The sequence below is a fragment of the Cytobacillus sp. S13-E01 genome, from assembly GCF_029193815.1.
Taxonomy (GTDB): Bacteria; Bacillota; Bacilli; order Bacillales; family Bacillaceae_L; genus Bacillus_BV.
Map to the genome: position 1 here is coordinate 61,021 of NZ_JARFVC010000006.1, position 21,967 is coordinate 82,987.

The following is a 21,967-nucleotide window of genomic DNA, read 5'->3' on the forward strand; positions in this document are numbered from 1 at the left end:
GTAATATTCGTTTAATCGAATTTAGTAGGAATTTGGAGAAGATAAAATGAAAACGGTTACGATGGCGGATGTGGCTAAACATGCAGAGGTATCTAAAAGCACAATCTCTCAATACTTAAATCAGCGTTACGATTATATGGGTGAAAAGACGAAAGAGCGAATTGAAAAGGCAATAAAAGAACTAGGATACCAACCAAATATTGTTGCAAGAAGCTTAAAACAAAAATCAACGTCAACAATTGGTGTTATTGTAGCTAATATTTTGCATGCGTTCTCAACACAGGTAATACGAGCTATTGAAGATATCTGCCATGAATATGACTTTCACATTATCGTATGCAATGCAGATGATGACTCCAAAAAGGAAAAGAGATATATCAATATGTTACGTGCAAAACAACTAGATGGACTCATTATTTTCCCGACTGGAGGAAATGTTTCGCTATACGAGAAGATGGTAGCGGAAAACTATCCTGTTATTTTTGTAGATAGAATAGTGCCTAATATACAGATACCATCTATAATGCTTGATAATGAAAAGGCATCCAGTTTAGCGGTCAAACATTTCATAGAGAAAGGGCATGTACGGATTGGAATCATAACGTCATCCATAATTGAACATGTGACACCACGTATTGAACGAATAAACGGGTACAAAAAAGCACTACAAGAAAACGATCTAGAGATTAACGAATCTTACATAAAAAGTGTGGAACGTCAACAGGTACAGGAATGTCTTAAAGAAATGTTATCGTTAGCAAAACCACCACAAGCTATAATTGCAGGTAATGATTTAACACTGATTGAAATTTTAAAGTTTGTAAGTGAACAAGGTTTGAAAATCCCACAACACTTAGATGTAGTAAGTATTGATGATGTTTCATTTGCCAGCTTTTATAGTCCACTATTAACAACAGTTGCTCAACCAACGTTTGAAATGGGGAAAAAGGCAGCTGAACTTTTATTAGCAAAAATTAAAAAAGAAGATAGTGAAGAACAACACCATGTGTATCGATTTGAGCCAATACTTATAAAGCGTTAGTAGTACAAGACAGGGAGGTCAATTAAATGAACGATATAATAACAATCGGAGATGCCATGATATCCTTTAATCCATGCTCCAAAGGACCTTTAAGACATGTTGCCTCTTTTGATCGAAAAGTTGGAGGAGCAGAGTTAAATGTCGCGATTGGTTGTTCACGATTAGGTTTAAAAACAGGTTGGATTAGCCGTTTAGGAAACGATGAATTTGGAAGATATATATACAACTTTGTACGTGGTGAAGGTATTGATGTCTCTCAAGTGAAATTTGAAGATGACTATCCCACATCGGTACATTTTAAGGAAATTTTAGAGGATGGTAGTGGAAGAACATTTTATTACCGTTTGAATTCACCTACAACTACGTTAACAAAGGAAACACTTGATGCTGAGTATATTAAACAAGCAAAAGTGCTTCATATAACAGGTGTTTTTCAAGCAGTTGATAAAGAAAAGAATGTTGATTTAATTAAACACGCAATCAAGATAGCTAAAGAAAATGGTGTAATCGTTTCGTTTGATCCAAATATTCGTCTAAAATTATGGTCTAAAGAAGAAGCGAAGGAAGCCTTAGTAGATATACTACCACTTGTAGATATCTTTCTAACAAGTGTGGAAGAAGCTGAGCTTCTATTTGGTGTAAGTGATCCTTTTGAAATCGTTGAGAGATGTAAAGTAATCGGTATTCCTTATATTGCAATTAAGCAAGGGGAAAAAGGATCGATCGGTTATCACGGTGGAAAATATATTGTGGCACCGCCTATACCACCTAAAAAAGTGGTTGATACTGTAGGTGCTGGAGATGGTTTCGATGCGGCTTTTCTCTACGGTTATTTGAACAAATGGTCCCTTGAACAAACTTTACGATTTGCGAATACAGTGGGGTCAATGGTAGTAAGTGTCTCAGGTGATAATGAAGGTCTACCTTATATTGATGAAGTACTTATTCAAATGGGAGCAAAAGAGTTAATAGAAAGATAGTCTTGAGGTGAAGAAATGAACATACAACTAGCACTTGATCGCTTGAACAAGGAACAATGTTTCCGAATTTTAAAAGAAACAAAAGAAAGTGTTGATTGGATTGAGGTTGGTACTGGAGTTATAAAAGAATATGGGATGTCCATCATACGTGACATAAAAGAAGCCTATCCAGATAAAATAATCGTTGCAGACATGAAAACATGTGATGCAGGTAAACATGAGGCAATACAAGCATTTGAAGCAGGTGCTGATATTACTACCGTTATGTCATTTTCAGCAGATAAAACCATTACAGATTCGCTGGATGTAGCACGAACCTATAGGAAAAAAATCATGATCGATCTACTAGGTGTAACACAGCAGCAAAGAATGGTGGAGCTAAGTGACTTTGGTGTAGATCTTGTAAGCTTACATTTTGGGAAAGACATGCAATTAGAGGGAGAACTTCATACGGACCTATTTTCATTGGTGCAAGACTTTTCAGAGTTTGAAGTTGCGGTTGCAGGCGGAATTGATTTACATTCACTCCCTGAAATCCTAAAAAAGAAACCAGAGACCATAATCGTTGGAAGCGCAATCACAAAAGCTACTGACTGCAGTGAGGTTGCTTTGAAAATGAAGGGGATGATCAATGAGTATGAAGTCAATCATTAATAGGGTTGCTAATGAAATATCGACTGTTTTATCAATGGTAAATGAAGAAGAAGCTATCGCTTTATCTAAAGAGCTACAAAAGGCAAAACGGATTTTTATCAGTGGCGAAGGACGTTCAGGTTTAATGGGAAAAGCGATTGCAATGCGCCTTATGCACGGTGGGTACCATGTGTATGTTACAGGTGAAACGATAACGCCAAGTATTGAAGATGGTGACCTATTAGTGGCCATCTCAGGATCAGGTTCGACTGGTTCGATGCTACAATTTGCCTCCAAAGCTAAAGAAATTGGAGCTAAGCTATTCTTAGTGACAACTAATAGAGAATCAAAGATTGCAGCAATTAGTGATGGGATATTAGTTATTCCTGCTGCTACAAAATATCGTCTACGTGAGGAACCGAAGACCATTCAACCACTTGGGAATCAATTTGATCAATCTGTACACCTTTTGCTAGATGCAGTAATCATTGCAACCATTCAAGGTGATAATCATGAATCTGCGAATGCTAAGATGACTATGCGTCATGCAAATCTTGAATAAACGTAAGTAATTCTTTTAAAGGGGTGATGTGTAATCTATTAATCTGGTAGATTACGTAGTCTAGTTTTTAAAGCGTTTGATAGTTTACTAACAATAAGGGGGAAAATTAAATGAAAAAACTATTCTCATTATCGATGATCTTACTTTTAAGTTTATCCGCGATTTTAGCTGGTTGTAGTAGTGAAACAGGTTCTGAAGAAGGTGGAGACAAAATAAAAATTCTTGCTGCACATAACCAAACATCACCTGAAAACCCATATCAAGATGGACTATTAAAATTTAAAGAAGTTGCTGAAAGCGAATCAAACGGTTCAATTGAAGTAGAAGTACATGCTGGAACTCTTGGAACAGAAGAGTCAGAATTAGTTGAAAAACTTAAATTAGGCGCTGCTGATGTTGTATTAGTATCACCTGGTTTTATGACACAAACGGGTATTAAAGAAGTTGATCTATTAGCACTTCCATATTTGTTTGATAGCTATGAACATTGGGAAAAAGTTGTAGATGGTGAAGTTGGCGAAAAGATGGCTCAAATCGTAAATGAAAAATCAAATAACGACTTTAAAATCATTGGATATTGGACTGCTGGGGTAAGACATTACTATGGTAAAAAGCCACTAAACTCAATTGAAGATCTTAAAGGTATGACAATTAGAACTCAAACTTCAGGTGTTGTAGCTGATTATTGGAAAGGTATTGGCGCAATTCCAACATCTGTAGCGTGGGGAGAGTTATACCAAGCATTACAACAAAAAGTTGTAGATTCTTCTGAAAATGCGTATCCATACTTTGTGCAGCAAAATCACCACAAAACAGATAATGGTAAATATATTACAGAAACAGGCCATGATTACACAACTCGTTTCTTATTAGTCAATGGTAAAAAGTTCGATTCATACACAAAAGAACAACAAGACATCATTTTAGAAGCAGCAAAAGCTTCAGTAGAAGCTGAAAGACAATCATTATATGATCAAGAGGAAGAATATAAAGAAATGGCAATTGCTGACGGTGCAGTAATTAACGAGATTGATAGAACCCCATTTATCGAATTTGCTGTGCCTCTACAAGAGAAAGCAGCTAAAGAGATGGGTGCTGAAGAGTTATTTAATATTATTAAAGGTTTAAAATAATTGATATTACCAATTGGGATAAGGACACTACTCGTGTCCTTCCCTTTTTAATCTTCTAACTGTCGGTGGGTTCCTGACAATAAAGTGGGGGCAAACCAACAGTTAGAAACTATTTCGAACACGTGATGTGTTTGCAGCTTACGAGTATGCCTTTTTAAGGAGGGTAAGAATAGTTATGTTTATAAAAATGCTTGAGAGAATACAGCTAACAGTGGGTGTTATAAGCTTAACGATATTTTTTATTGCGATTATCATCCAAATTACCTCTAGATACCTTGGTATTTCAGTCATTTGGACGGAAGAAGTTGCAAACTATTCATTCATCTGGGCGGTTTTTATGGGTGCCGCTGTAATGGTAAATAAACGTGAACATTTTAATTTTGATTTCTTAGCGCAAAAATTAACAGGGAAGAAAAAAATATATTTACGAATCTTTAATGACCTTGTTTTATTAATGTTTAACTTTGCAATTTTCTTTTATGGTATACAAGCAGTTACTAATTTTTGGAACTACAATTGGGTTTCCTTACCATTTTTGAAAATGGGCTATGTATGGATTTCATTACCGATTATGGCAATCACAATGTTTATCTACTCTTTATCACACTTACTAACTAGTATAAAAGAACTTAGGGGAAAGGAGGTAAGTGAATGATTGGATTTGCTTTGCTTGCATTATTTCTAATTCTAATGTTTATCGGGATACCAATTGCATTTGTAATTGGGATTGTAGCACTACTCGGGATATTAAATATTCCCTACATTCCAGAAGTAACGATTCCTGTAAAAATGTTAAATGGAATTGACTCATTTGTACTTCTTGCAGTACCACTCTTTATTTTAGCAGCAAATTTAATGAATCATGGGAAAATTTCACAAAAGCTTATTGATCTTTCACTTACTATCGTTGGACCTATAAGAGGCGGGTTAGCCCATGCTAATATATTAGTTTCAATGATGTTTGCTGGTGTATCTGGAGCCGCACAGGCAGATACAGCAGGTGTAGGTAAGATTCTCATTCCTAATATGAAAGAAAAAGGCTATGACAAAGAAACTGCGGTTGGTGTAACAGCTGCGTCATCAACCATTGGAGTAATTATTCCACCTAGTATTCCAATGATCATTTATGCTGGATTAACAAATGCATCTGTTGGTGCATTGTTCTTGGCCGGAATTGTACCGGGAGTATTAATTGGGTTAGGAATGATGTTATTCGTATTATTCATTTCTATTAAAAGAGGCTACCCGAAATACGCACGCTCATCTTTTAAAAAGTTTATAAAACTAGTATACGAAACTCTTCCTGCATTACTTACACCGATTATAATTGTTGGGGGAATTATATCAGGTTTCTTTACAGCAACAGAAGCAGCAGCGGTAGCATCATTATATACATTATTAATTAGTATGTTTATTTATAAGACACTTAAGGTAAAGGATCTTCCAAAGATTTTAGTAGACACCTTATCATTAAGCTCTTTATCACTATTTGCATTAGCAGCAGCAAGTGCGCTAGGTGAATTAATGAGCTATTTCCAATTAGCAACAATGGCACAAGAATTCTTTGTAAACAATGTTGGTGAAAAGTGGATCTTCATTATAATTATCATCGCATTCTTCCTATTTATCGGAACGTTTATGGATGCAATTCCAGCAATGATTCTATTTGTTCCTGTAATTCTACCAACAGCATTACAATTCGGAATAGATCCAGTTCACTTAGGTTTAATCGTAGTAATTACACTAGCAATCGGACTTGTTACTCCACCATATGGATTGTGTTTACTTTTAGCTGCAAAAATAGGGGACTTGTCAATTGAAAGATCGATGAAGGCAGTAATGCCATATATTTTGATTGTTCTTATTGTTTTAATGTTTGTTGCCTTTTTCCCATCGGTAGCATTTTATATTCCGAAACTATTTAATCCGCAACTATTTTAGCCTTCTTTTGAAAGGAATGACATCATGGTAAATAGAGAAATTTTAAACGCAAATGGAACGTTAATGCTAGTGAAAGTAGAATTAGTAAAAGGTTTTGAAGGAGATATCGACCAACATCCACATGAGCAACTCAGTTATATCGAAAAAGGAATCGTAGAATTTGAGGTTGATGGCAAGAAGGATATTTTAAAACAAGGTGATGTACAATACATTCCTTCAAACGTAGTACATCGTGTAAAAGTAATCGAGGAATGTGTCATTCTTGACGTATTTACACCACTTCGTGAGGATTTATTGAAATAATGTGTGATAAGACCTATTCGCACCTTGCGGATGGGTCCTTTTTTTACAGGTGTTTTCTGAAGATTGACGAAATGAATAGGTTCAAAATAAATTAAAGAGGCGTAATATGGTAAAAAGGTATATTCCAACAACTTAGCGTTCTTTGGGCCAATATGGGGCAATTGAATAAAAAAACTACCCCACATGAGATTAAATTTAATTTTTCTTCTCCACTATTCTCACACCATCATCTTCTCCAACGATGACAATGTCAGTCATATCAACAAATAGTCCCGTTTCTACAACACCTAATAAAAGCTTTAATTGATTATGTAGTTCTGCTGGATTTTCAATTGTGTCAAATTGACAATCCAATATATAATTACCGTTATTTGTTATAAAAAATTCATTTTCATTCATTCTTAGTTTGGGTACACTACCGAGACTTTCGATTCGTTTAGCAGTGACCTCCCATCCAAAAGGAACGACTTCCACTGGCAATGGAAACTTACCAAGCTGTGTAACCATCTTAGACTGGTCAACCACAATAATTAATTTATTTGCATAAACGTCAACTAATTTTTCACGTAAAAGTGAGCCTCCGCCACCTTTAGAAAGGTTTAAATTAGAATCAACTTCATCTGCACCATCGATGGCAATGTCTAGATAATCGACGTCGGTAAAGTCAATTAATGGTATGCCAAATTCCTTTGCCCAGCCTTCAGTCCGTTTTGAGGATGGTATCCCACTAAGGCTCATTCCATTTTCAACAAATTGACCTAGTTTTTTTAAAGTCCAATATACTGTTGAGCCAGAACCCAACCCGATAGTCATACCGTCTTTAATATAGTCCGCAGCCTTTTCACCAACTACCCTTTTTTTATCTTCATTCACTGAAAAATTTTTCTTCAATTGAGATCACCTCTTCATTTAACTTCACTTTATTATATACCAAAATGTTTTTTTTAGATTAATTGTGTAAATTTCAATTAAAAGGCCTAATAATATTCATTAATCTATGCATACTATTGTGGAAGTTTATAAAAAAAAGGAGGGAATACTATGTCTAGAAAAACTCAAACTCCATCAAAAGAAGTCGATCAAAAGGAATTACTTGATGACAAGGTGAAAAAGGCGAGAGAGAATAATTTTAAAGGTGATCACATACGCCAAACAAGCCCTACTGGAGTTCCAAATCAATAAGGTAGTTGACAGAAGAGAGTGCACAATAATATACTTTAATTAACATTAGTGTTGAAGGGAATGGAAAAAAGGGCCGATGAAGAGGTAATCTTATTTTCTAACACAGTTTTCAATTGAAGAAAAATTTGGAACTTAGAGAAAAGGGTTAGTCTGTCCATTTATCCATTTATACGAAATACTATAGTGTATTTAAGCATGAATACATGGGATAGTGCGTTTTTTTTTGATACGCAATGTTTGCATGCTAATTTCATAGCTATAGTTGTTTTTCATATGAATAAAAATGAATTTGACACCTCTCTGGGTTACATGCCCTGAGAGTTTTTTTTTACCTCCAGGAGACATTGACTTGGGGTGATTTATGACAATCATAAGAATTAGAGACATTCTAATAGGATTTGGGGATACAACAGTATTGGCTAATTAGCAGTGAAAAATAGGGGATGTCTAGAGTTCCCTATGGTGCCTTATTTATATGTTTATGTTTAAAGAAAGAAAGACGGCAGGGTAACCACTGCCGTCTAATCTTTTTGAACACTATTATAAGCACTTTTAAACCTTTTCAGTCAAGATGCATGGGCAAGTCTTGGTATTGAAAATGTTCCAATGTTAGCTTTTTCAGGTGACTTGGATCTTTTGCTAGGATCTGTTATTTACTACATATACGCCGTAAAAATACCATCTTAATCGCGAACTTTGTCGAAATCATTTTGTAATGATGTACTCGTTCTTTCAAGTTCAGCAATTCTACTTTTAATTGCTTGTCTCACTTCATAGGGGTAATCATTGGTGAACTCGGTATGTAAGACATCAAGATGCTTTTGTAGTGTATGAAACAAATTTTTTTTACTATTTTGAACATCAAGATTTGGGATGTTTTCATATGCTTCACCTTGATGATCAAATTGGTTGTTGTTACTCATGAGAGACTCTCCTTTAACCATTTTATTTTTAGTTTTGACCTATGAGGATATTTACATGCACGTTCCTAAAAAATATCTGTTAAATTAAAAAATACAATGAAAGAAAGTTGTATAAATCGGTCCGGAAAGTCAAAGAACAACCTTCCATCCGGCTTGTCTTATGCCTGACTTGCACTGGATGTGCTAGTGCCGATGTTCGCTACAGGACGTGGGTTTTAGTCGACGTTCATCGTAGGCGGGCGGCCGGCGCTTCTCTTGTAGATAATTTATTAAAGGGGATTTCGGATGCAATTATTAAATGAACGGAACTTTTTTGTATTATGGGTTGGGCAGTTGGCATCAATTTTCGGTAATCGCTTTAGTGAATTTGCGATACCGCTTATTGTTTTACAATTAACTGGATCACCTTGGCAAGCTGGTTTAGTAGCCGTCTGTTCACAGGTTGCTCCCTTGGTATTGGCCATTCCAGCTGGGACGTGGATTGAAAATAAATCAAAGAAAAGGATCGCTATGACAGCCGAAATCGTTCGTGTTTTTGCGATGACGGGTTTAGTATTTGCTGTTAGTTTTGATGTAATCAATGTTTGGTTAATGGCCTGGACACTTCTTATTATGGGAGCTGCGGGAGTGTTTTTTAGGATTTCTTTTAATACAATGGTACCGGTTATTGTTGGTAGAAAACAGCTCGTTCAGGCCCACAATTACTTTGAAGGAGCCGATGCGATTAGTACATTATCCGGTCCAGCACTAGCGGGTCTGGTATTTGCTACCTTTGGAATTGGATGGACTTTAGCGATTGATTCGGTTACTTTTTTAATTTCATTTATTGGGATTATGTTGCTTCAGTATGATGAGAAGATGAAAGTAACGAAAGAACGTCATTCGGCTTATAAGGACACAGTAAAAGGTCTACGGTACTTAATTGGGAATAGAATACAACGTTTTATTACGTTCAATCATGTGATTTTAAATTTTTCTACAACTGCTGTTGTTTTGACAGTCATTATTTTTGCAAATCAAACACTAGAGTTAAGTGTAGTGAGAACAGGATTATTGTTATCAGCTGCAGGAGTAGGGAATGTGGCCGGTGTATTTTTGCTTAGTAGGTTAAATGGTCTGAGCTGGGGTTTTTTAAATGGAAGTATCATGTTGGTTTCTGGTGTTGGAGTTGGATTACTAGTTGTTACCGATTCATTTATTACGGCTGCACTTGGCATGTTTTTATTTGATGGTGCCTTATCCATGGGGTTTGTGGTAAATGGTGCAGCTCGGCAAGCGATTACACCAGATGACTTTCTTGCTCGAGTTGGGAGTGGTGGGATTTTGCTAAGTGGATTGGTTGCAGTTGGAGGGACCCTGTTTGCTGGTGGGGTTTCAGAGTTGTTGAGTCCTCGTGTTGCATTGGGGGTATGCGGCTTACTATTGATGTTGTCTACGGTTGTTTCTTGGATGGTAAAGGAAATTCGAAAGCCTTTACATGAGGTTGAGCCGATAGAGTTAGCGAATTAAAGGAAAAAGGATAGAGTGGCAGGAGATTCTGCGTTCTATCCTTTTTATTCTTTAAAATGCCCAGCTTCCGTTACGGAAAACAGGTTCAACTTTTCCGTCAGTTGTAATCCCATCGATATCCATATCAGCAGAGCCAACCATGAAGTCAACGTGAGTGATACTTGAGTTCGCACCACGTTTTTCAAGCTCAGCTTTAGGCATTGTTTTTCCACCCTCGATACAGAATGCATACGCATTTCCAATCGCAAAATGGTTCGATGCGTTTTCATCAAATAATGTATTGAAGAAAATGATGTTTGTGTTAGAAATTGGTGAGTTATGTGGTACAAGTGCAACCTCACCTAGATAGTGGGAGCCATCATCTGTTTCCACTAAACGTTTTAATGTCTCTGCGCCAGCTTCTGCTTTCACATCAATGATACGTCCATTTTCAAAAGTGAGCGAGAAGTTTTCGATTAAGTTTCCACCATAGCTTAAAGGCTTAGAGCTTGCTACTACACCGTTGACTCCGTCTTTTTGCGGTACTGTGAAAACTTCCTCTGTTGGCATATTTGCAACAAATGGAACGTTTTGTTCATTTTCGCTTCCGCCACCAATCCAAACATGTGTGTCAGGAAGATCAACTTTAAGGTCAGTACCGGTTGCTTTGTAGTGTAGTGTTTTGTATTTTTTGTTGTTTAGATACTCTACCTTGCTATGTAGTGTTGCATTATGCTCTTTCCATGCTTGAACTGGATCGTCTAAATCAGAACGAGTGGCTTGGAAGATCGCACTCCATAGTTTTTCAGATTGCTCTTCGTGTGGAAGATCCGGGAATACTTTTGCGGCCCATTCGCTTGAGGGAACAGCGATGACAGACCAACTAATTTTATCAGCTTGAGCATAGCTACGGTATTTTTCCATTGCTACACCTGCTGCTTTTTGTGCTGCAGCAATACGATTAGGATCTACACCCTTCAATAAGTCAGGGTTTGATGAGACGATTGATAAAAATGCTGCGCCGCCTTCAGCAAGCTCTTCAAAGCCTTTTGCTTTCCATAGTGGATACTCAGTAAATGCTTCGTCTGGAGCAAGATCAAATTTCGTGCGAGTTAGTTCATCATCATTCCACTCCACATGAACATTTTTCGCACCAGCTTCATATGCACTTTTTGCAACCTTTCGTACAAACTCAGCAGTAGAAATAGGGGCATTCACAACAAGAGTTTGCCCTTTTTGGATATTGACACCAACGCGCACAGCTAGGTCGGCGTATTTTGTTAAGTTCTGTTCAAAAGTAGACATAATTTGGCTCCTTTGGTATGTATTTTTCACTTTACTATTGTATCATTTGTTTTGGGGACGGGGAATTGGGAATGTAGTGTGGTAGTGAATTTTGTGCACCATTTAGAACGGGCTGTTCTTAGACGAGTATTTTTAGCATTTTGGCGAGTATTTTAGTTGAGTAGACGAGTATATAGAAAAATAGATGAGTATTTTGAAAGAATTGGCGAGTATTTTTGCTAAATAAACGAGTATTTAAAAATTTGTCACAATATCTAACAGGTACGGCCAAGATAGATGTAGAAATACTATGTATGAAAGGAGCAGTGACAGATTTTGACTAAAAAACCTACAAAAATACTTAAGTTAGAGGCTCTTTTAAGGAGGCTACCACCAATTTACGACAGGAGGCCAAAAATTGAGGAAGAGTTAGCAATTAGTAAAGCAGGCCACAGGGGGGAGCAATCATTAGCTTACCATTTAAAATTTATTCAACATAAAAACTATCAAATAGTAAAGGATATTCGATTAAATCATTTAGAAGATTTATATTTTCAAATGGATACACTCATTTTGTCGGGCCGTTTTATTCTTAATCTCGATGCGAAAAATATGTCCGGAACACTTTATTTTGATCAAGACTTTGACCAGCTTATTCGAACAGGTCAAAATGGAAAAGTTGAAGCTTTTTTAAATCCAATTCTACAAGTACAAAGGCAAGAGCTTCAACTTCAGTCATGGTTAAAAAAGCATAAGTTTCCACCCGTACCTATCGTCTCACTTGTTCTGATAAGTAATCCTTCCTCCATTATTAAAACCGCACCCCAACATATAAAATTAGTACAAAAGGTTGTCTTCCACAGTGCGAAACTTCCCTTTATCTTAGAATCACTTGAAAAAGCCTACCAAAAGGACATACTTACAACTTCTCAAGTAAATAAACTTTCAAAACTACTCATCAAGCAAAACACTCCATTACTGCCAGGTTATTTACAAAAATTTAAAATAAGCCAATCTGAGCTTTTAACTGGAGTGCATTGCCGAACCTGTAATTCGCTACCGTTAACTAGGGCAAAAGGTAAATGGTATTGCCGAGTGTGTGAGCACTATTCGGTTGATGCGCATATTGCTTCGTTGGTAGATTATTTTCTTCTAAAGGGAGACACGATTACTAATAGGGAGTGTAGGGAGTTTTTGCAGATAAGCTCTAAAGACGTTGCAGGAAAACTATTAACTTCCTTAAATCTACCATTTACGGGTAGCTTTAAGGATAGGGTGTATAATCTAGGATCACTAATCGGTAGACTAGATTAGTTGGAGTACGAGTATATCTGAAAATTTCAAGACTATTTCATAGTTATTGACGAGTATTTGGCTAAAACCACGAGTATTTCCTCAATTTATACGAGAATTACCTTTTTTTTACAATTAATAACCTTCCACAGTCCACCCCATTGGCAAAAATCAACAATCCCCTATATAATCAATCTATATATCTACTAATTTGGAGGCAAAATCATGCTAATTAAATGGATTTTTCCACTCCTAGCGGTGATCGGTGGGGTGGCTGTTGCAATTCAGGCGAGTATAAATGGTGGACTTGGTAAAAAAATTGGTACTCTTGAAGGATCTGTCGTGTCATTTTCGATTGGTACTCTCGCATTACTGTTCATCGTCATCTTTTTTGGAAAAGGAAATATTGCGTCTGTTACGACAATTCCGAAGTGGCAGCTGACTGGAGGATTACTCGGGGCATTTTATGTGTTTGCAATTATTCTTGTTGTACCAAAAATTGGAGTTGCTGCAGGGTTAACTGCTGTTATAGTAGGGCAATTGGTAATGAGTGCTGTAATTGATCACTTTGGCTTGTTTGGTAGCCGTCAAATTCCATTTGATTATAAAAGAGGTTTGGCGCTAATTCTCCTGTTTTGTTCTTTGTTTTTATTTTATAAAAAGGTGTAAATACGTTAATAGAAAATGAAAAAGAGCTTGGAAACAAGCTCTTTTTCAAAAGATAAGAAAGTATAAAAATTTGAACCTAGTTTTAGTGTCTAGCTCCGGGCGCCATCGGCTCGAGGTCATAAGCCAATCCCTTCCCGAAGGCAAAAAACGCCTTCAGTCAGGGCTCGTCTTATGCTTGTCGCCGATAGGCGGGCGCCCTGCGCTTTTCTTAAATTATAAGCATAAAATTTGAACTTAGTTTGGATGTCTAGCTCCCGGCGCCCTGCACTTTTCTTGTTTATGTTGTTATGATGATAGTCAAAGTAATAACGAGCACTACTACAATGAGTAGTTTGATACCTTTAGGAAGAGTATCTTTACCTTTTGCATTTATTTTTTGCTCAGAGTCATTGACGGCTTTACGATAATTAGGATTACAGCAACCCATCCTTATGCAGCCTTATCAAATACATCTTCGTCAAGTTTTACGTTATTATTTCGAGCTTTAACAGCTGCTTTGAAGAAGAGTACTATAATAGCGACTGTTATAATTGCTGCTCCAATATAGGAAACGTTCATCGCTAAACCTAATCCAATTTTGGCGTTTAAAATATAAGTTGATGTTGCCGTTGTCATAAAAATTGCTGGAATCATGGCAATCCAGTATTGTTTCTTTGCAATAAACAAGTACATTGCACCAACCCAGAGGGCAATTACTGCAGTTGATTGGTTAGCCCATGAGAAGTAGCGCCATAACAGTGTGAAATCTATTTTGGTTAATGCAAATGAAATGACGAATAAAGGAAGGGCAATCCATAAACGGCTAGTAATTTTCTTTTGCGCAATATTCATATAGTCAGCAATAATCATACGTGCACTTCGGAATGCAGTGTCACCAGAAGTAATTGGGAGAATAATTACCCCAAGTACAGCAAGCGTTCCACCAATTGCGCCAAGCATTGCGATTGAAACTTCGCTAACAACTGCTCCAGGTCCACCTGTTGCAAGAATTTCGCTTAATGTTACCCCATCAAATAAACTCATTGCTGCTGCAGCCCAGATCATTGCAATGATACCTTCAGCAATCATCATTCCGTAGAAAATGAAACGTCCTTGACTTTCATTTTGAGTTGTACGTGAGATAATTGGTGTTTGTGTTGCATGGAAGCCTGAAAGAGCACCACATGAAATGGTTAAAAATAATAACGGAAAGATTGCCGCATTACCAGGATGCATGTTCTCAAATGTTAATTCAGGGATAGGAGCACCTGTTATAATTAAAGCTCCCCCTACACCAACAGCACTAATGACTAGTAGAGCGCCGAAGTATGGATATAAACGTCCAATAATTTTATCAACTGGTAATAGAGTAGCTAAAACATAGTAAACAAAAATTGCTGCGATAATAAGACCCAATGCTACTTTGCCGTCCATTAATGTGTAAAGGAGGCCAGCTGGTGCAGTTACAAACACAGTTCCTACTAATAAAAGGAGTAGAATTGCAAACGCATTCACAACGTGCTTCATTACTTTACCTAAAAATTTACCCGCAAGTTCTGGCAAATGGGCACCACGATTTCGAATGGAGATCATACCTGTTAAATAATCATGTACAGCTCCTGCAAATATACAACCTACTACTATCCAAACGAAAGCTACAGGGCCGTATAAAGCACCCATGATTGGACCAAATATTGGACCAACACCAGCAATGTTTAAAAGCTGTATCAATGAATTATTTTTTTTGCCCATTGGCATGTAATCTACACCATCACTATTAGAGTAGGCAGGTGTCTTGCGTCCTTCATTAACACCGAAAACCTTTTCTACGAATTTACCATAAGTGAAATAACCTACAACTAATAAAATAATACTAGCTATAAATGTAAACATCATAAAACCCCTTTCTTGAATCCGCTTACACTCATTATAAAGAAAGAGGGGGAAATATGACGGTTTTGTGTCTGACATGTTGTTTTTACTGTTTAAGATGTTTCAAAAGCCACTTAACATGTTAAAGTTCAAGTCGAGTGCGCAGCTCCTTTACATAATTCCGACTGACAGAAAGAAGTTCCTTTTTCCCTTGTAGTTCCAACTGAAAGGCGCCATTAAACCAAGGTGTTAACCGTGTCACATAAGTTAAATTGACTAGATAGCTTTTATGAATCCGAAAAAATGAATGTTCTTTCAAACGCATTTCTAAGTCCTTTAAAGCAGTTTTTGTTTCATAAAGATGTTCTTTAGTAACAATTTTTGTATAACGCTCATCCCGGTAAACATACAAAATGTTAGTCGGTTGGAGATAAAGAATCTCGTCATCACCTTCAACTGCCAATTTACTAGGGGGGCTTGTATTTGGTTGATTTCCGTTAGTAGGTATACCTAAACTACGTTGGATCCTTGAAATGGTTTCTCTTAGTTGAACATCATCAAAAGGCTTTAGCAAATAATCAATTGCTTCATGGCGAAAAGCTTCGACAGCAAAATTTGGATAGGCAGTTGCAAACACGATTAAAGGTATATGCTTGCATTCTTTAACAGCTCTTGCAACCTCAATCCCGTTCATTTTTGGCATTTCTATATCTAAAAAAATGACATCGGGCTGAAGCTGAAGGATCTTCATTATGCCATTTTCACCTGTATCAGCTTCTCCTATAACTTCTAAAAAATCATACTCTTTTAAAAGATGACGCAATTCTTCACGGCTATAGCGTTCGTCATCAATTATGAGTACCTTTATTGAATGTTTCATCATTATTCCCCCGAATCTTAATGAGTAAAATATAGAACTTACAAGATAAAATATACGGTTGTTCCCTCTCCAACTTTACTATCGATATTTATTGCGGCAGTATCACCTAACATCAAGATAAGACGGCGATTTACATTGTATAAACCTATTCCAGTACCAGATTCAGAATTAGCTAGGATAATTTTTCCGGCATCATTTATTCGATTTGGTTTAAAGCCGTTACCGTTGTCCCCAACGGATACGAGTGTTGCTCCTTGCTTTCTTTTTATAGATATTTTAATATGGCAATTTTTTTCTTTGTCTTTAATACCATGCTTAATTGCATTTTCAACAATAGGCTGGAGCGTTAAAGGAGGTATCTGTTGTGTAAGAGCTCGCTCATCAATATCATATAAAACCTCAAGCTTATCAATAAATCTAGCTTCTTCAATTGAAAGATATGCACGTACATGATTTAGTTCAACCTCAAGTGTTGTCCACTTTTGTGTTGTCGCCGTTAAATTTTGTCTGAAAAAATGTGAAAGTGCTATTAATAGATTCCTTGCTTTCACCGGATTGATTCGAATTAAAGAGACGATAATATTCAATGAATTAAATAGAAAATGAGGGCTGATTTGAGCTTGCAATGCTTTAATTTCTGCTTCCTTCGCCAACTCATTAGCCTTCTCCACCTCAGCAATTTCGAGCTGATGACTTAATAAGGAGCTTAAGCCCTTAATTAATTGAATAACGAGGTTAGAAATATCCTTCTCGTTTTGAAAATAAAATTTTAAGGTACCAATGGTTTCCCCGCGCCGTTTTAAAGGGGCAACTACAACGGCATGAAGGGGACAATCAGGTTTTGCACAATGAATATCAGTTTGATTAGCAATAAGTAATTGGCCTTCCTTTATTACTCGTTTTGTAATAGCTGTCTGAAGTGGACTATTTGCTTGATGGTGATCATCACCTAGTCCAATATGGGTTAATATTTTTTCCACGTCTGTCATGGAAATCGCAGATGCACCAACTTCCTTGTAAAGAATAGAACAAACTGCTTTTGCAGACTCAACGTTCAGCCCTTTCCGAAGATGGGTAATCGTAAGTTCAGCTAAACGTAATGCTTTTTGTGCTTGAAGTGAGCCTGCTTTTTCTTCTTCATGAATCACATTTTTAATAATTAACAGAAATAGTGCAGATCCGATACCATTTGCTAGAATCATTGGTACACCGATCACTTTGACCAGTGCAATCGAACGTTCATATGGATCAGCAACAAGTAAAATGATGAGCATTTGGATTGCTTCTGCTAGAGCCCCAATTACAAATGCCGATGATAACGAGATGTTTTTTTTATTTTTTTTATGAAAGGTAGCTGAAACAATTCCTGCAACAACTGCGGACAATCCACATGCCAGATCAGTAAATCCACCAAGAGTATAACGGTGGGCTCCAGCAATAATTCCGGCACCAATTCCAACTTTGTAACCACCAAGTAAACCAGCAATAATAATGCCAATCACACGCGAATTTGCAATCGCTTCATCTGGATTTAGACCTTGTGCCCAGCGATTAAATTGTAATGAATCTGTGCTAAAAGCTAGCCCTGAATACGTACCGATGATTCCAAAGAATCCAAAAAATAGAATCGCACTAAATTGTTGTTTACGTCCTATATCTTCCTGGCCAATCATTCTTCGGAAAAACTTAAACCTTGTGATAACAAAAGCGACCGTTACAATAATACCTAGACGTTCCAACATAGTAATCATTAATTCAAACATGGGAGATTCTCTCCTAGTACGATAAATTTCTTACATTTTATCACAAAGGTATGAAAAAGAATGACTATTACTTTAAATATTATTTTTCATGTATGCAAGAAAAAAACAGCTCAACGGGAACTGTTTTTAATGGTCATCTATATTAAGCATGTCCTTTAACGACTTGATACTCCCTTTATCCGTTAATATATACAAGATGTCACCTTCGTATATTTTCGTATCACCGCGGGGTGGGATTAGTTCATTTTTACGGATAATGGCATTGACCAACGCCTTTTCTGGTAACTCAACATCCTTCAATTGTTTGTTAATGAGTTGATTGCCACCACTAACCTCGAGCTCAATAAATTCAGCATTTGCTTTTCCAATTGATACGAGTTCCAAAGTATGTGGGGATTTAGGTTTTGTTTCACCTGTTAGCCTAAGTTTTTTGGCAAATAAAGGGATCGTTGAACCTTGTATTAGTGCTGATGTTAAGACAACGAAGAAGACGATATTAAAGATGAGCTGACTGTTTTCAACTCCTGCAATCAATGGGAATGTTGCTAGAACAATAGGTACTGCTCCCCGTAATCCCGCCCATGAGATGAAAATCATTTCTCTTATATTAAATTTATAAAAAGGGATGGACGCAAAGACTGCAATTGGACGTGCAATTACAATAAGGATAATAGATAAAAGAAGTCCCTTCCAGATGATATCCCAATTCATTAATTGGGATGGGAAAACTAACAATCCTAAGATAACAAACATTAGAATTTGCATCATCCATGCGAATCCTTCATTAAAGCGTAAAATTGAGTGACGGTAGGTTAAATCTCTGTTTCCAATTACAAGTGCAGCAACATATACTGCTAATAAGCCACTTGCATTGACCATCGCTGTTACGCTGTACGTTAAAATCGCAAAAGCTAAGGCGAGAACGGGATAGAGTCCACTTGAATCTAGGGCAATTTTATTGATCGATCTTGATGCCAGTTTTCCGAATAGAAGGCCGAGTAGTAAACCAATCCCCATTTGCCAGAAAAAAGTTAAAATTAATATGAAGACGTTTGAATTGTCTCCAACTAGGAGCTGAATAACGGATAATGTTAAAAACACAGCCATGGGATCGTTTGTGCCAGATTCGGCTTCTAATGTTGCGGAAAGTTTTTCTTTTACATTTTGTCCTGCTAATACAGAAAAGACAGCTGCAGCATCGGTTGAGCCTACAATTGATCCAATTAAAAATGCTTCTAGCCAGTCTATTCCAAGTATAAACTTTGCACCAATAGCCACTACGGTTGTAGTTAAAATTACACCTAAAGTTGCAAGGGATAGGGATGGTCCAGCCACTTTTTTAACAGAACTCCACTTTGTTTGTAGTCCACCTTCAAATAAAATAATAATAAGTGCTAGTACTCCAATTAATTGTGCAACACTGGCATTATCAAAATAAATTAAACCTAAAACATCGCTTCCCATCACCATACCTAGAATTATGAAAAGCACTAGAGCAGGAACGCCTAGTCTTGTTGAGAACTTGGTTGTGATAACCCCTAAGAGTAACAGCAGGGATAATAACAAAATAAAATAATCAGTATCAAAATGTTGTAACATAGCATTTCTCCTTGTTGTTCATTAATTAGTGAATGTCACGCTTTTTAAACCGACCTCCACGGACTTCAGCAATATTTGCTACAGCTAGAAAGGCAGAAGGATCAATTTCTTCAACTATTGATTTTAGCTTTGCTTCTTCGAGACGAGTAATTACACAAAATATTACTTTTTTTTCATCACCTGTGTAGGCACCTTCGCCATTTAAATATGTAACACCTCGACCAAGACGGGCCATTATCGCTTCGCCAATTTCTTTAGATTGATCACTTATAATCCAAGAGGATTTGGATTCATCAATTCCTTGGATGACAATATCAATTGTCTTAAAGGCAATAAAATACGCGATTAATGAATACAACGCACGGTCCCACCCGAAAACAAAGCCCGCACTTCCCAGGATAAAGAGGTTAAAAAACATAATAATTTCGCCAACTGAAAAAGGAAGTTTTTTATTAAATAAAATCGCTAATATTTCGGTTCCATCTAAGGAGCCACCATAACGGATAACAAGTCCAACTCCAATCCCTAATATAATCCCACCAAATACAGCGGCTAGTAATAAATCTTCGGTTAGTTCTGGGACTGGATGTAACAGTGTTGTTGTAATGGAAAGAACAGCAACACCAAACAATGTCGTAAGTGCAAACGTTTTACCTATTTGTTTATAACCTATATAGAAAAAAGGGATATTGAGTAAGAAAATATAAAGTCCCAGTTTTACATCAGTTAAGTATGAAAGGATGATTGAAATACCAACGATGCCACCGTCAATAACTCGATTCGGTACGAGGAAGATTTCCAAGCCAACAGCCATTAATACTGCTCCGATAAACGTAAAACTACCACGTTTTAAGATTTTCGTTTTTGTTAGTTTTTGATGTGATTTTAATTGTTGCTCCAATGTGTCCACCTATAGCCTCAACTCCAATTTTTTGTTTTTAAAATTATTTAAAGGAAGGGATTAAAATTGATAGTATTAATTGTATGTCAAAAATGTAAGGGGAAATGAAAAGGGAACTACTTTGGTTTACTTGTAAAAAATGCTCCGGTACAGGGAAAGCTAAGACCAGAGAATCTACGCTAGTAAAGATAATTTTATCATAAAAATGCGTCAGATTGTTAGAATATGCTTTGATAGAGTAATAGTAATTTATAATTAACATAACTTAGTAATACATACTCTAAAAGGAGAGCACTATCAAAAAATGGTTTGAGAAAAAACTGGTATACAGAACATTTTTAATTGAAAATATCTTATCTGCAGCTCTTCCAAAGCATTTCGATAGCTTCAAACGTGCGAATTAATTAAATTTAGGGTGACGAAATAAAGAGAGATGGATTACACTAGAGTTAGAAAAATTAATGGGGTGTGTATATGAGAATATTAATTGTTGGTGCAGGAGCAGTTGGGGGATATTTTGGTGGTAGGTTATTAGAAAAAGGTGAAGATGTCACGTTTTTAGTGCGAGAAAAAAGAAAAGGATTACTACAAGCTAATGGATTGAAATTGAATAGTGTACATGGAAATGTTGACCTCAAGCCAAAGGTTTTAACAGTAAAAGACACTTCCGAGGCATTTGATGTAGTCATTGTGTCAACTAAAGCATATCACCTAAGCGACGTAGTAGATAGTATCGAACCATTTGTCGCTAAAAATACGATGATACTGCCACTATTAAATGGGGTCTCACATGTTGAGGTCCTTCAAAATCGTTTTGGAAAAGAAAACGTTATTGGTGGGCTGTGTTTTATAGAGTCAACACTTGATGTAACAGGACAGGTAGTACAAACGAGTCCTATTCATGATTTAGTTTTTGGAGAATTAAGTGGAGAGAGAACGGAAAGAATTGAGAAGCTAGAAAAGGCTTTTAGTGGTACAAAGGCTAATTTTCGCTTAAGTGATGAAATCGTTCGTGAAATGTGGCATAAATATTTATTCATCACAACCTTATCCGGTGTAACAACTTTGATGCGTGCACCAATTGGTCCTATTCGTGAGTCTATAGGTGGTCAAGAAACCATTGAACGTTTAGTAAAAGAATTATCTACTGTAATGAGAGCAATTCAAGCACCGATTGCAGAAACAATAGAGCAAATCATGTTAGAACGTGTACAGGCAATGGGGTACGATATGAAGTCATCGATGCAACGGGATATGGAAAAGGGACAAGCGGTAGAAGCGGACCATCTCCAAGGCTACATATATAACATTGCTCAAACAGAAAAGCTAAATGTGCCTGTGCTACAGGTTATTTATAGTAATTTAAAGGTGTATGAACAAAGCTTAGAAGGTTAATTCTATGTATGATGTTTCTAGATACGTCACTTTTTTCATATAGGATATTAAACTTAAACGACGAATATTGTAAAAAAATTGTCTTGTAATAAAACCATTAATGATTTAGTATAGGGTACATTAATACAACATGTCGTTATGAATG

22 protein-coding genes are annotated in these 21,967 nt (G+C 36.6%); 13 read left to right on the forward strand and 9 right to left on the reverse strand.

Translation table 11 applies throughout. The features are described from left to right. The first annotated feature begins 46 nt into the window (after window positions 1–46). The 8 genes from PY093_RS06355 (at window position 47) to PY093_RS06390 (ending at window position 6,594) form a co-directional block, all read left to right on the forward strand. Window positions 47–1,042, forward strand: a complete 996-nt coding sequence (locus tag PY093_RS06355) for a LacI family DNA-binding transcriptional regulator (RefSeq protein ID WP_275645047.1) — start codon at window positions 47–49, stop codon at window positions 1,040–1,042. Between the two features lie 26 nt (window positions 1,043–1,068). Next, window positions 1,069–2,022: a sugar kinase gene (locus tag PY093_RS06360; RefSeq protein ID WP_275645048.1), complete on the forward strand. Its 954-nt coding sequence runs from the start codon at window positions 1,069–1,071 to the stop codon at window positions 2,020–2,022. 15 nt (window positions 2,023–2,037) lie between these two features. Next, on the forward strand, window positions 2,038–2,676 hold the full coding sequence (hxlA, locus tag PY093_RS06365; RefSeq protein ID WP_275645049.1) for a 3-hexulose-6-phosphate synthase: 639 nt from the start codon (window positions 2,038–2,040) through the stop codon (window positions 2,674–2,676). Beyond that, window positions 2,654–3,217, forward strand: a complete 564-nt coding sequence (gene hxlB, locus PY093_RS06370) for a 6-phospho-3-hexuloisomerase (protein ID WP_345774221.1) — start codon at window positions 2,654–2,656, stop codon at window positions 3,215–3,217. The genes hxlA and hxlB overlap by 23 nt, the downstream gene beginning before the upstream one ends. Before the next feature lie 110 nt (window positions 3,218–3,327). Then, window positions 3,328–4,350: a TRAP transporter substrate-binding protein gene (locus tag PY093_RS06375; RefSeq protein ID WP_275645050.1), complete on the forward strand. Its 1,023-nt coding sequence runs from the start codon at window positions 3,328–3,330 to the stop codon at window positions 4,348–4,350. A gap of 175 nt (window positions 4,351–4,525) precedes the next feature. After that, window positions 4,526–5,005 carry a TRAP transporter small permease gene (locus tag PY093_RS06380; protein ID WP_275645051.1) on the forward strand — a complete coding sequence of 160 codons (480 nt, stop codon included), beginning with the start codon at window positions 4,526–4,528 and terminating at the stop codon, window positions 5,003–5,005. Next, window positions 5,002–6,291, forward strand: coding sequence for a TRAP transporter large permease (locus PY093_RS06385; protein ID WP_275645052.1), 1,290 nt, complete (start codon window positions 5,002–5,004; stop codon window positions 6,289–6,291). The genes PY093_RS06380 and PY093_RS06385 overlap by 4 nt, the downstream gene beginning before the upstream one ends. A gap of 24 nt (window positions 6,292–6,315) precedes the next feature. Next, window positions 6,316–6,594: a cupin domain-containing protein gene (locus tag PY093_RS06390; protein ID WP_275645053.1), complete on the forward strand. Its 279-nt coding sequence runs from the start codon at window positions 6,316–6,318 to the stop codon at window positions 6,592–6,594. 195 nt (window positions 6,595–6,789) lie between these two features. Here PY093_RS06390 and rpiA read toward each other — a convergent pair whose 3' ends face one another. Next, complete coding sequence (gene rpiA, locus PY093_RS06395) at window positions 6,790–7,485, reverse strand: ribose-5-phosphate isomerase RpiA (RefSeq protein WP_275645054.1); 696 nt, start codon at window positions 7,483–7,485, stop codon at window positions 6,790–6,792. Window positions 7,486–7,635: 150 nt separating this feature from the next. On the opposite strand from rpiA, the gene PY093_RS06400 reads away from it, so the two are divergent. Further along, on the forward strand, window positions 7,636–7,776 hold the full coding sequence (locus PY093_RS06400) for a hypothetical protein (protein ID WP_275645055.1): 141 nt from the start codon (window positions 7,636–7,638) through the stop codon (window positions 7,774–7,776). A 683-nt stretch (window positions 7,777–8,459) separates the two neighbouring features. Here the strand turns inward: PY093_RS06400 and PY093_RS06405 are convergent. Beyond that, the gene (locus tag PY093_RS06405) at window positions 8,460–8,699 is read right to left on the reverse strand and encodes a hypothetical protein (RefSeq protein WP_275645056.1); all 240 of its coding nucleotides are present in this window, start codon (window positions 8,697–8,699) and stop codon (window positions 8,460–8,462) included. A gap of 285 nt (window positions 8,700–8,984) precedes the next feature. Between PY093_RS06405 and PY093_RS06410 the strand changes: the two genes are divergently transcribed. Then, window positions 8,985–10,208, forward strand: a complete 1,224-nt coding sequence (locus tag PY093_RS06410; RefSeq protein ID WP_275645057.1) for an MFS transporter — start codon at window positions 8,985–8,987, stop codon at window positions 10,206–10,208. Window positions 10,209–10,259: 51 nt separating this feature from the next. Here PY093_RS06410 and PY093_RS06415 read toward each other — a convergent pair whose 3' ends face one another. Then, on the reverse strand, window positions 10,260–11,492 hold the full coding sequence (locus tag PY093_RS06415; protein ID WP_275645058.1) for an aminopeptidase: 1,233 nt from the start codon (window positions 11,490–11,492) through the stop codon (window positions 10,260–10,262). Between the two features lie 315 nt (window positions 11,493–11,807). Here PY093_RS06415 and PY093_RS06420 point away from each other — a divergent pair, with 315 nt between their 5' ends. Continuing rightward, window positions 11,808–12,785 (forward strand): nuclease-related domain-containing protein, encoded by a 978-nt coding sequence (locus PY093_RS06420; RefSeq protein ID WP_275645059.1) that lies wholly within the window; start codon window positions 11,808–11,810, stop codon window positions 12,783–12,785. 210 nt (window positions 12,786–12,995) lie between these two features. Then, the gene (locus PY093_RS06425; protein ID WP_275645131.1) at window positions 12,996–13,433 is read left to right on the forward strand and encodes a DMT family transporter; all 438 of its coding nucleotides are present in this window, start codon (window positions 12,996–12,998) and stop codon (window positions 13,431–13,433) included. Window positions 13,434–13,710: 277 nt separating this feature from the next. Here PY093_RS06425 and PY093_RS06430 read toward each other — a convergent pair whose 3' ends face one another. From PY093_RS06430 to PY093_RS06455, 6 genes are all read right to left on the reverse strand, one after another. Continuing rightward, entirely contained in the window at window positions 13,711–13,860 is a 150-nt protein-coding gene (locus PY093_RS06430; RefSeq protein ID WP_275645060.1) for a hypothetical protein, read from the reverse strand. 2 nt (window positions 13,861–13,862) lie between these two features. Beyond that, window positions 13,863–15,305, reverse strand: coding sequence for a carbon starvation CstA family protein (locus PY093_RS06435; RefSeq protein WP_275645061.1), 1,443 nt, complete (start codon window positions 15,303–15,305; stop codon window positions 13,863–13,865). Window positions 15,306–15,426: 121 nt separating this feature from the next. After that, window positions 15,427–16,164: a LytR/AlgR family response regulator transcription factor gene (locus tag PY093_RS06440; RefSeq protein ID WP_275645062.1), complete on the reverse strand. Its 738-nt coding sequence runs from the start codon at window positions 16,162–16,164 to the stop codon at window positions 15,427–15,429. Between the two features lie 38 nt (window positions 16,165–16,202). Then, a complete protein-coding gene (locus PY093_RS06445) occupies window positions 16,203–17,927 on the reverse strand; it encodes a sensor histidine kinase (protein ID WP_275645063.1) in 1,725 nt (574 codons plus the stop codon). A gap of 126 nt (window positions 17,928–18,053) precedes the next feature. Beyond that, window positions 18,054–19,526, reverse strand: a complete 1,473-nt coding sequence (locus tag PY093_RS06450) for a potassium/proton antiporter (protein ID WP_275645064.1) — start codon at window positions 19,524–19,526, stop codon at window positions 18,054–18,056. Between the two features lie 25 nt (window positions 19,527–19,551). Then, window positions 19,552–20,382: a YitT family protein gene (locus PY093_RS06455; protein ID WP_481769281.1), complete on the reverse strand. Its 831-nt coding sequence runs from the start codon at window positions 20,380–20,382 to the stop codon at window positions 19,552–19,554. A gap of 519 nt (window positions 20,383–20,901) precedes the next feature. Here PY093_RS06455 and PY093_RS06460 point away from each other — a divergent pair. Beyond that, window positions 20,902–21,822 (forward strand): ketopantoate reductase family protein, encoded by a 921-nt coding sequence (locus tag PY093_RS06460; RefSeq protein WP_275645066.1) that lies wholly within the window; start codon window positions 20,902–20,904, stop codon window positions 21,820–21,822. Window positions 21,823–21,967: the final 145 nt, after the last annotated feature.

Coding starts and splice junctions, on each gene's coding strand:
- PY093_RS06380 (WP_275645051.1), top strand. CDS start 4,526: ATGTTTATAAAAATGCTTGAGAGAATACAGCTAACAGTGGGTGTTATA.
- PY093_RS06405 (WP_275645056.1), bottom strand. CDS start 8,699: ATGAGTAACAACAACCAATTTGATCATCAAGGTGAAGCATATGAAAAC.
- PY093_RS06375 (WP_275645050.1), top strand. CDS start 3,328: ATGAAAAAACTATTCTCATTATCGATGATCTTACTTTTAAGTTTATCC.
- PY093_RS06400 (WP_275645055.1), top strand. CDS start 7,636: ATGTCTAGAAAAACTCAAACTCCATCAAAAGAAGTCGATCAAAAGGAA.
- PY093_RS06355 (WP_275645047.1), top strand. CDS start 47: ATGAAAACGGTTACGATGGCGGATGTGGCTAAACATGCAGAGGTATCT.
- PY093_RS06360 (WP_275645048.1), top strand. CDS start 1,069: ATGAACGATATAATAACAATCGGAGATGCCATGATATCCTTTAATCCA.
- PY093_RS06445 (WP_275645063.1), bottom strand. CDS start 17,927: ATGTTTGAATTAATGATTACTATGTTGGAACGTCTAGGTATTATTGTA.
- PY093_RS06410 (WP_275645057.1), top strand. CDS start 8,985: ATGCAATTATTAAATGAACGGAACTTTTTTGTATTATGGGTTGGGCAG.
- PY093_RS06430 (WP_275645060.1), bottom strand. CDS start 13,860: ATGGGTTGCTGTAATCCTAATTATCGTAAAGCCGTCAATGACTCTGAG.
- PY093_RS06390 (WP_275645053.1), top strand. CDS start 6,316: ATGGTAAATAGAGAAATTTTAAACGCAAATGGAACGTTAATGCTAGTG.
- PY093_RS06440 (WP_275645062.1), bottom strand. CDS start 16,164: ATGAAACATTCAATAAAGGTACTCATAATTGATGACGAACGCTATAGC.
- hxlA (WP_275645049.1), top strand. CDS start 2,038: ATGAACATACAACTAGCACTTGATCGCTTGAACAAGGAACAATGTTTC.
- hxlB (WP_345774221.1), top strand. CDS start 2,654: ATGAGTATGAAGTCAATCATTAATAGGGTTGCTAATGAAATATCGACT.
- PY093_RS06460 (WP_275645066.1), top strand. CDS start 20,902: ATGAGAATATTAATTGTTGGTGCAGGAGCAGTTGGGGGATATTTTGGT.
- PY093_RS06435 (WP_275645061.1), bottom strand. CDS start 15,305: ATGTTTACATTTATAGCTAGTATTATTTTATTAGTTGTAGGTTATTTC.
- PY093_RS06415 (WP_275645058.1), bottom strand. CDS start 11,492: ATGTCTACTTTTGAACAGAACTTAACAAAATACGCCGACCTAGCTGTG.
- PY093_RS06385 (WP_275645052.1), top strand. CDS start 5,002: ATGATTGGATTTGCTTTGCTTGCATTATTTCTAATTCTAATGTTTATC.
- PY093_RS06450 (WP_275645064.1), bottom strand. CDS start 19,526: ATGTTACAACATTTTGATACTGATTATTTTATTTTGTTATTATCCCTG.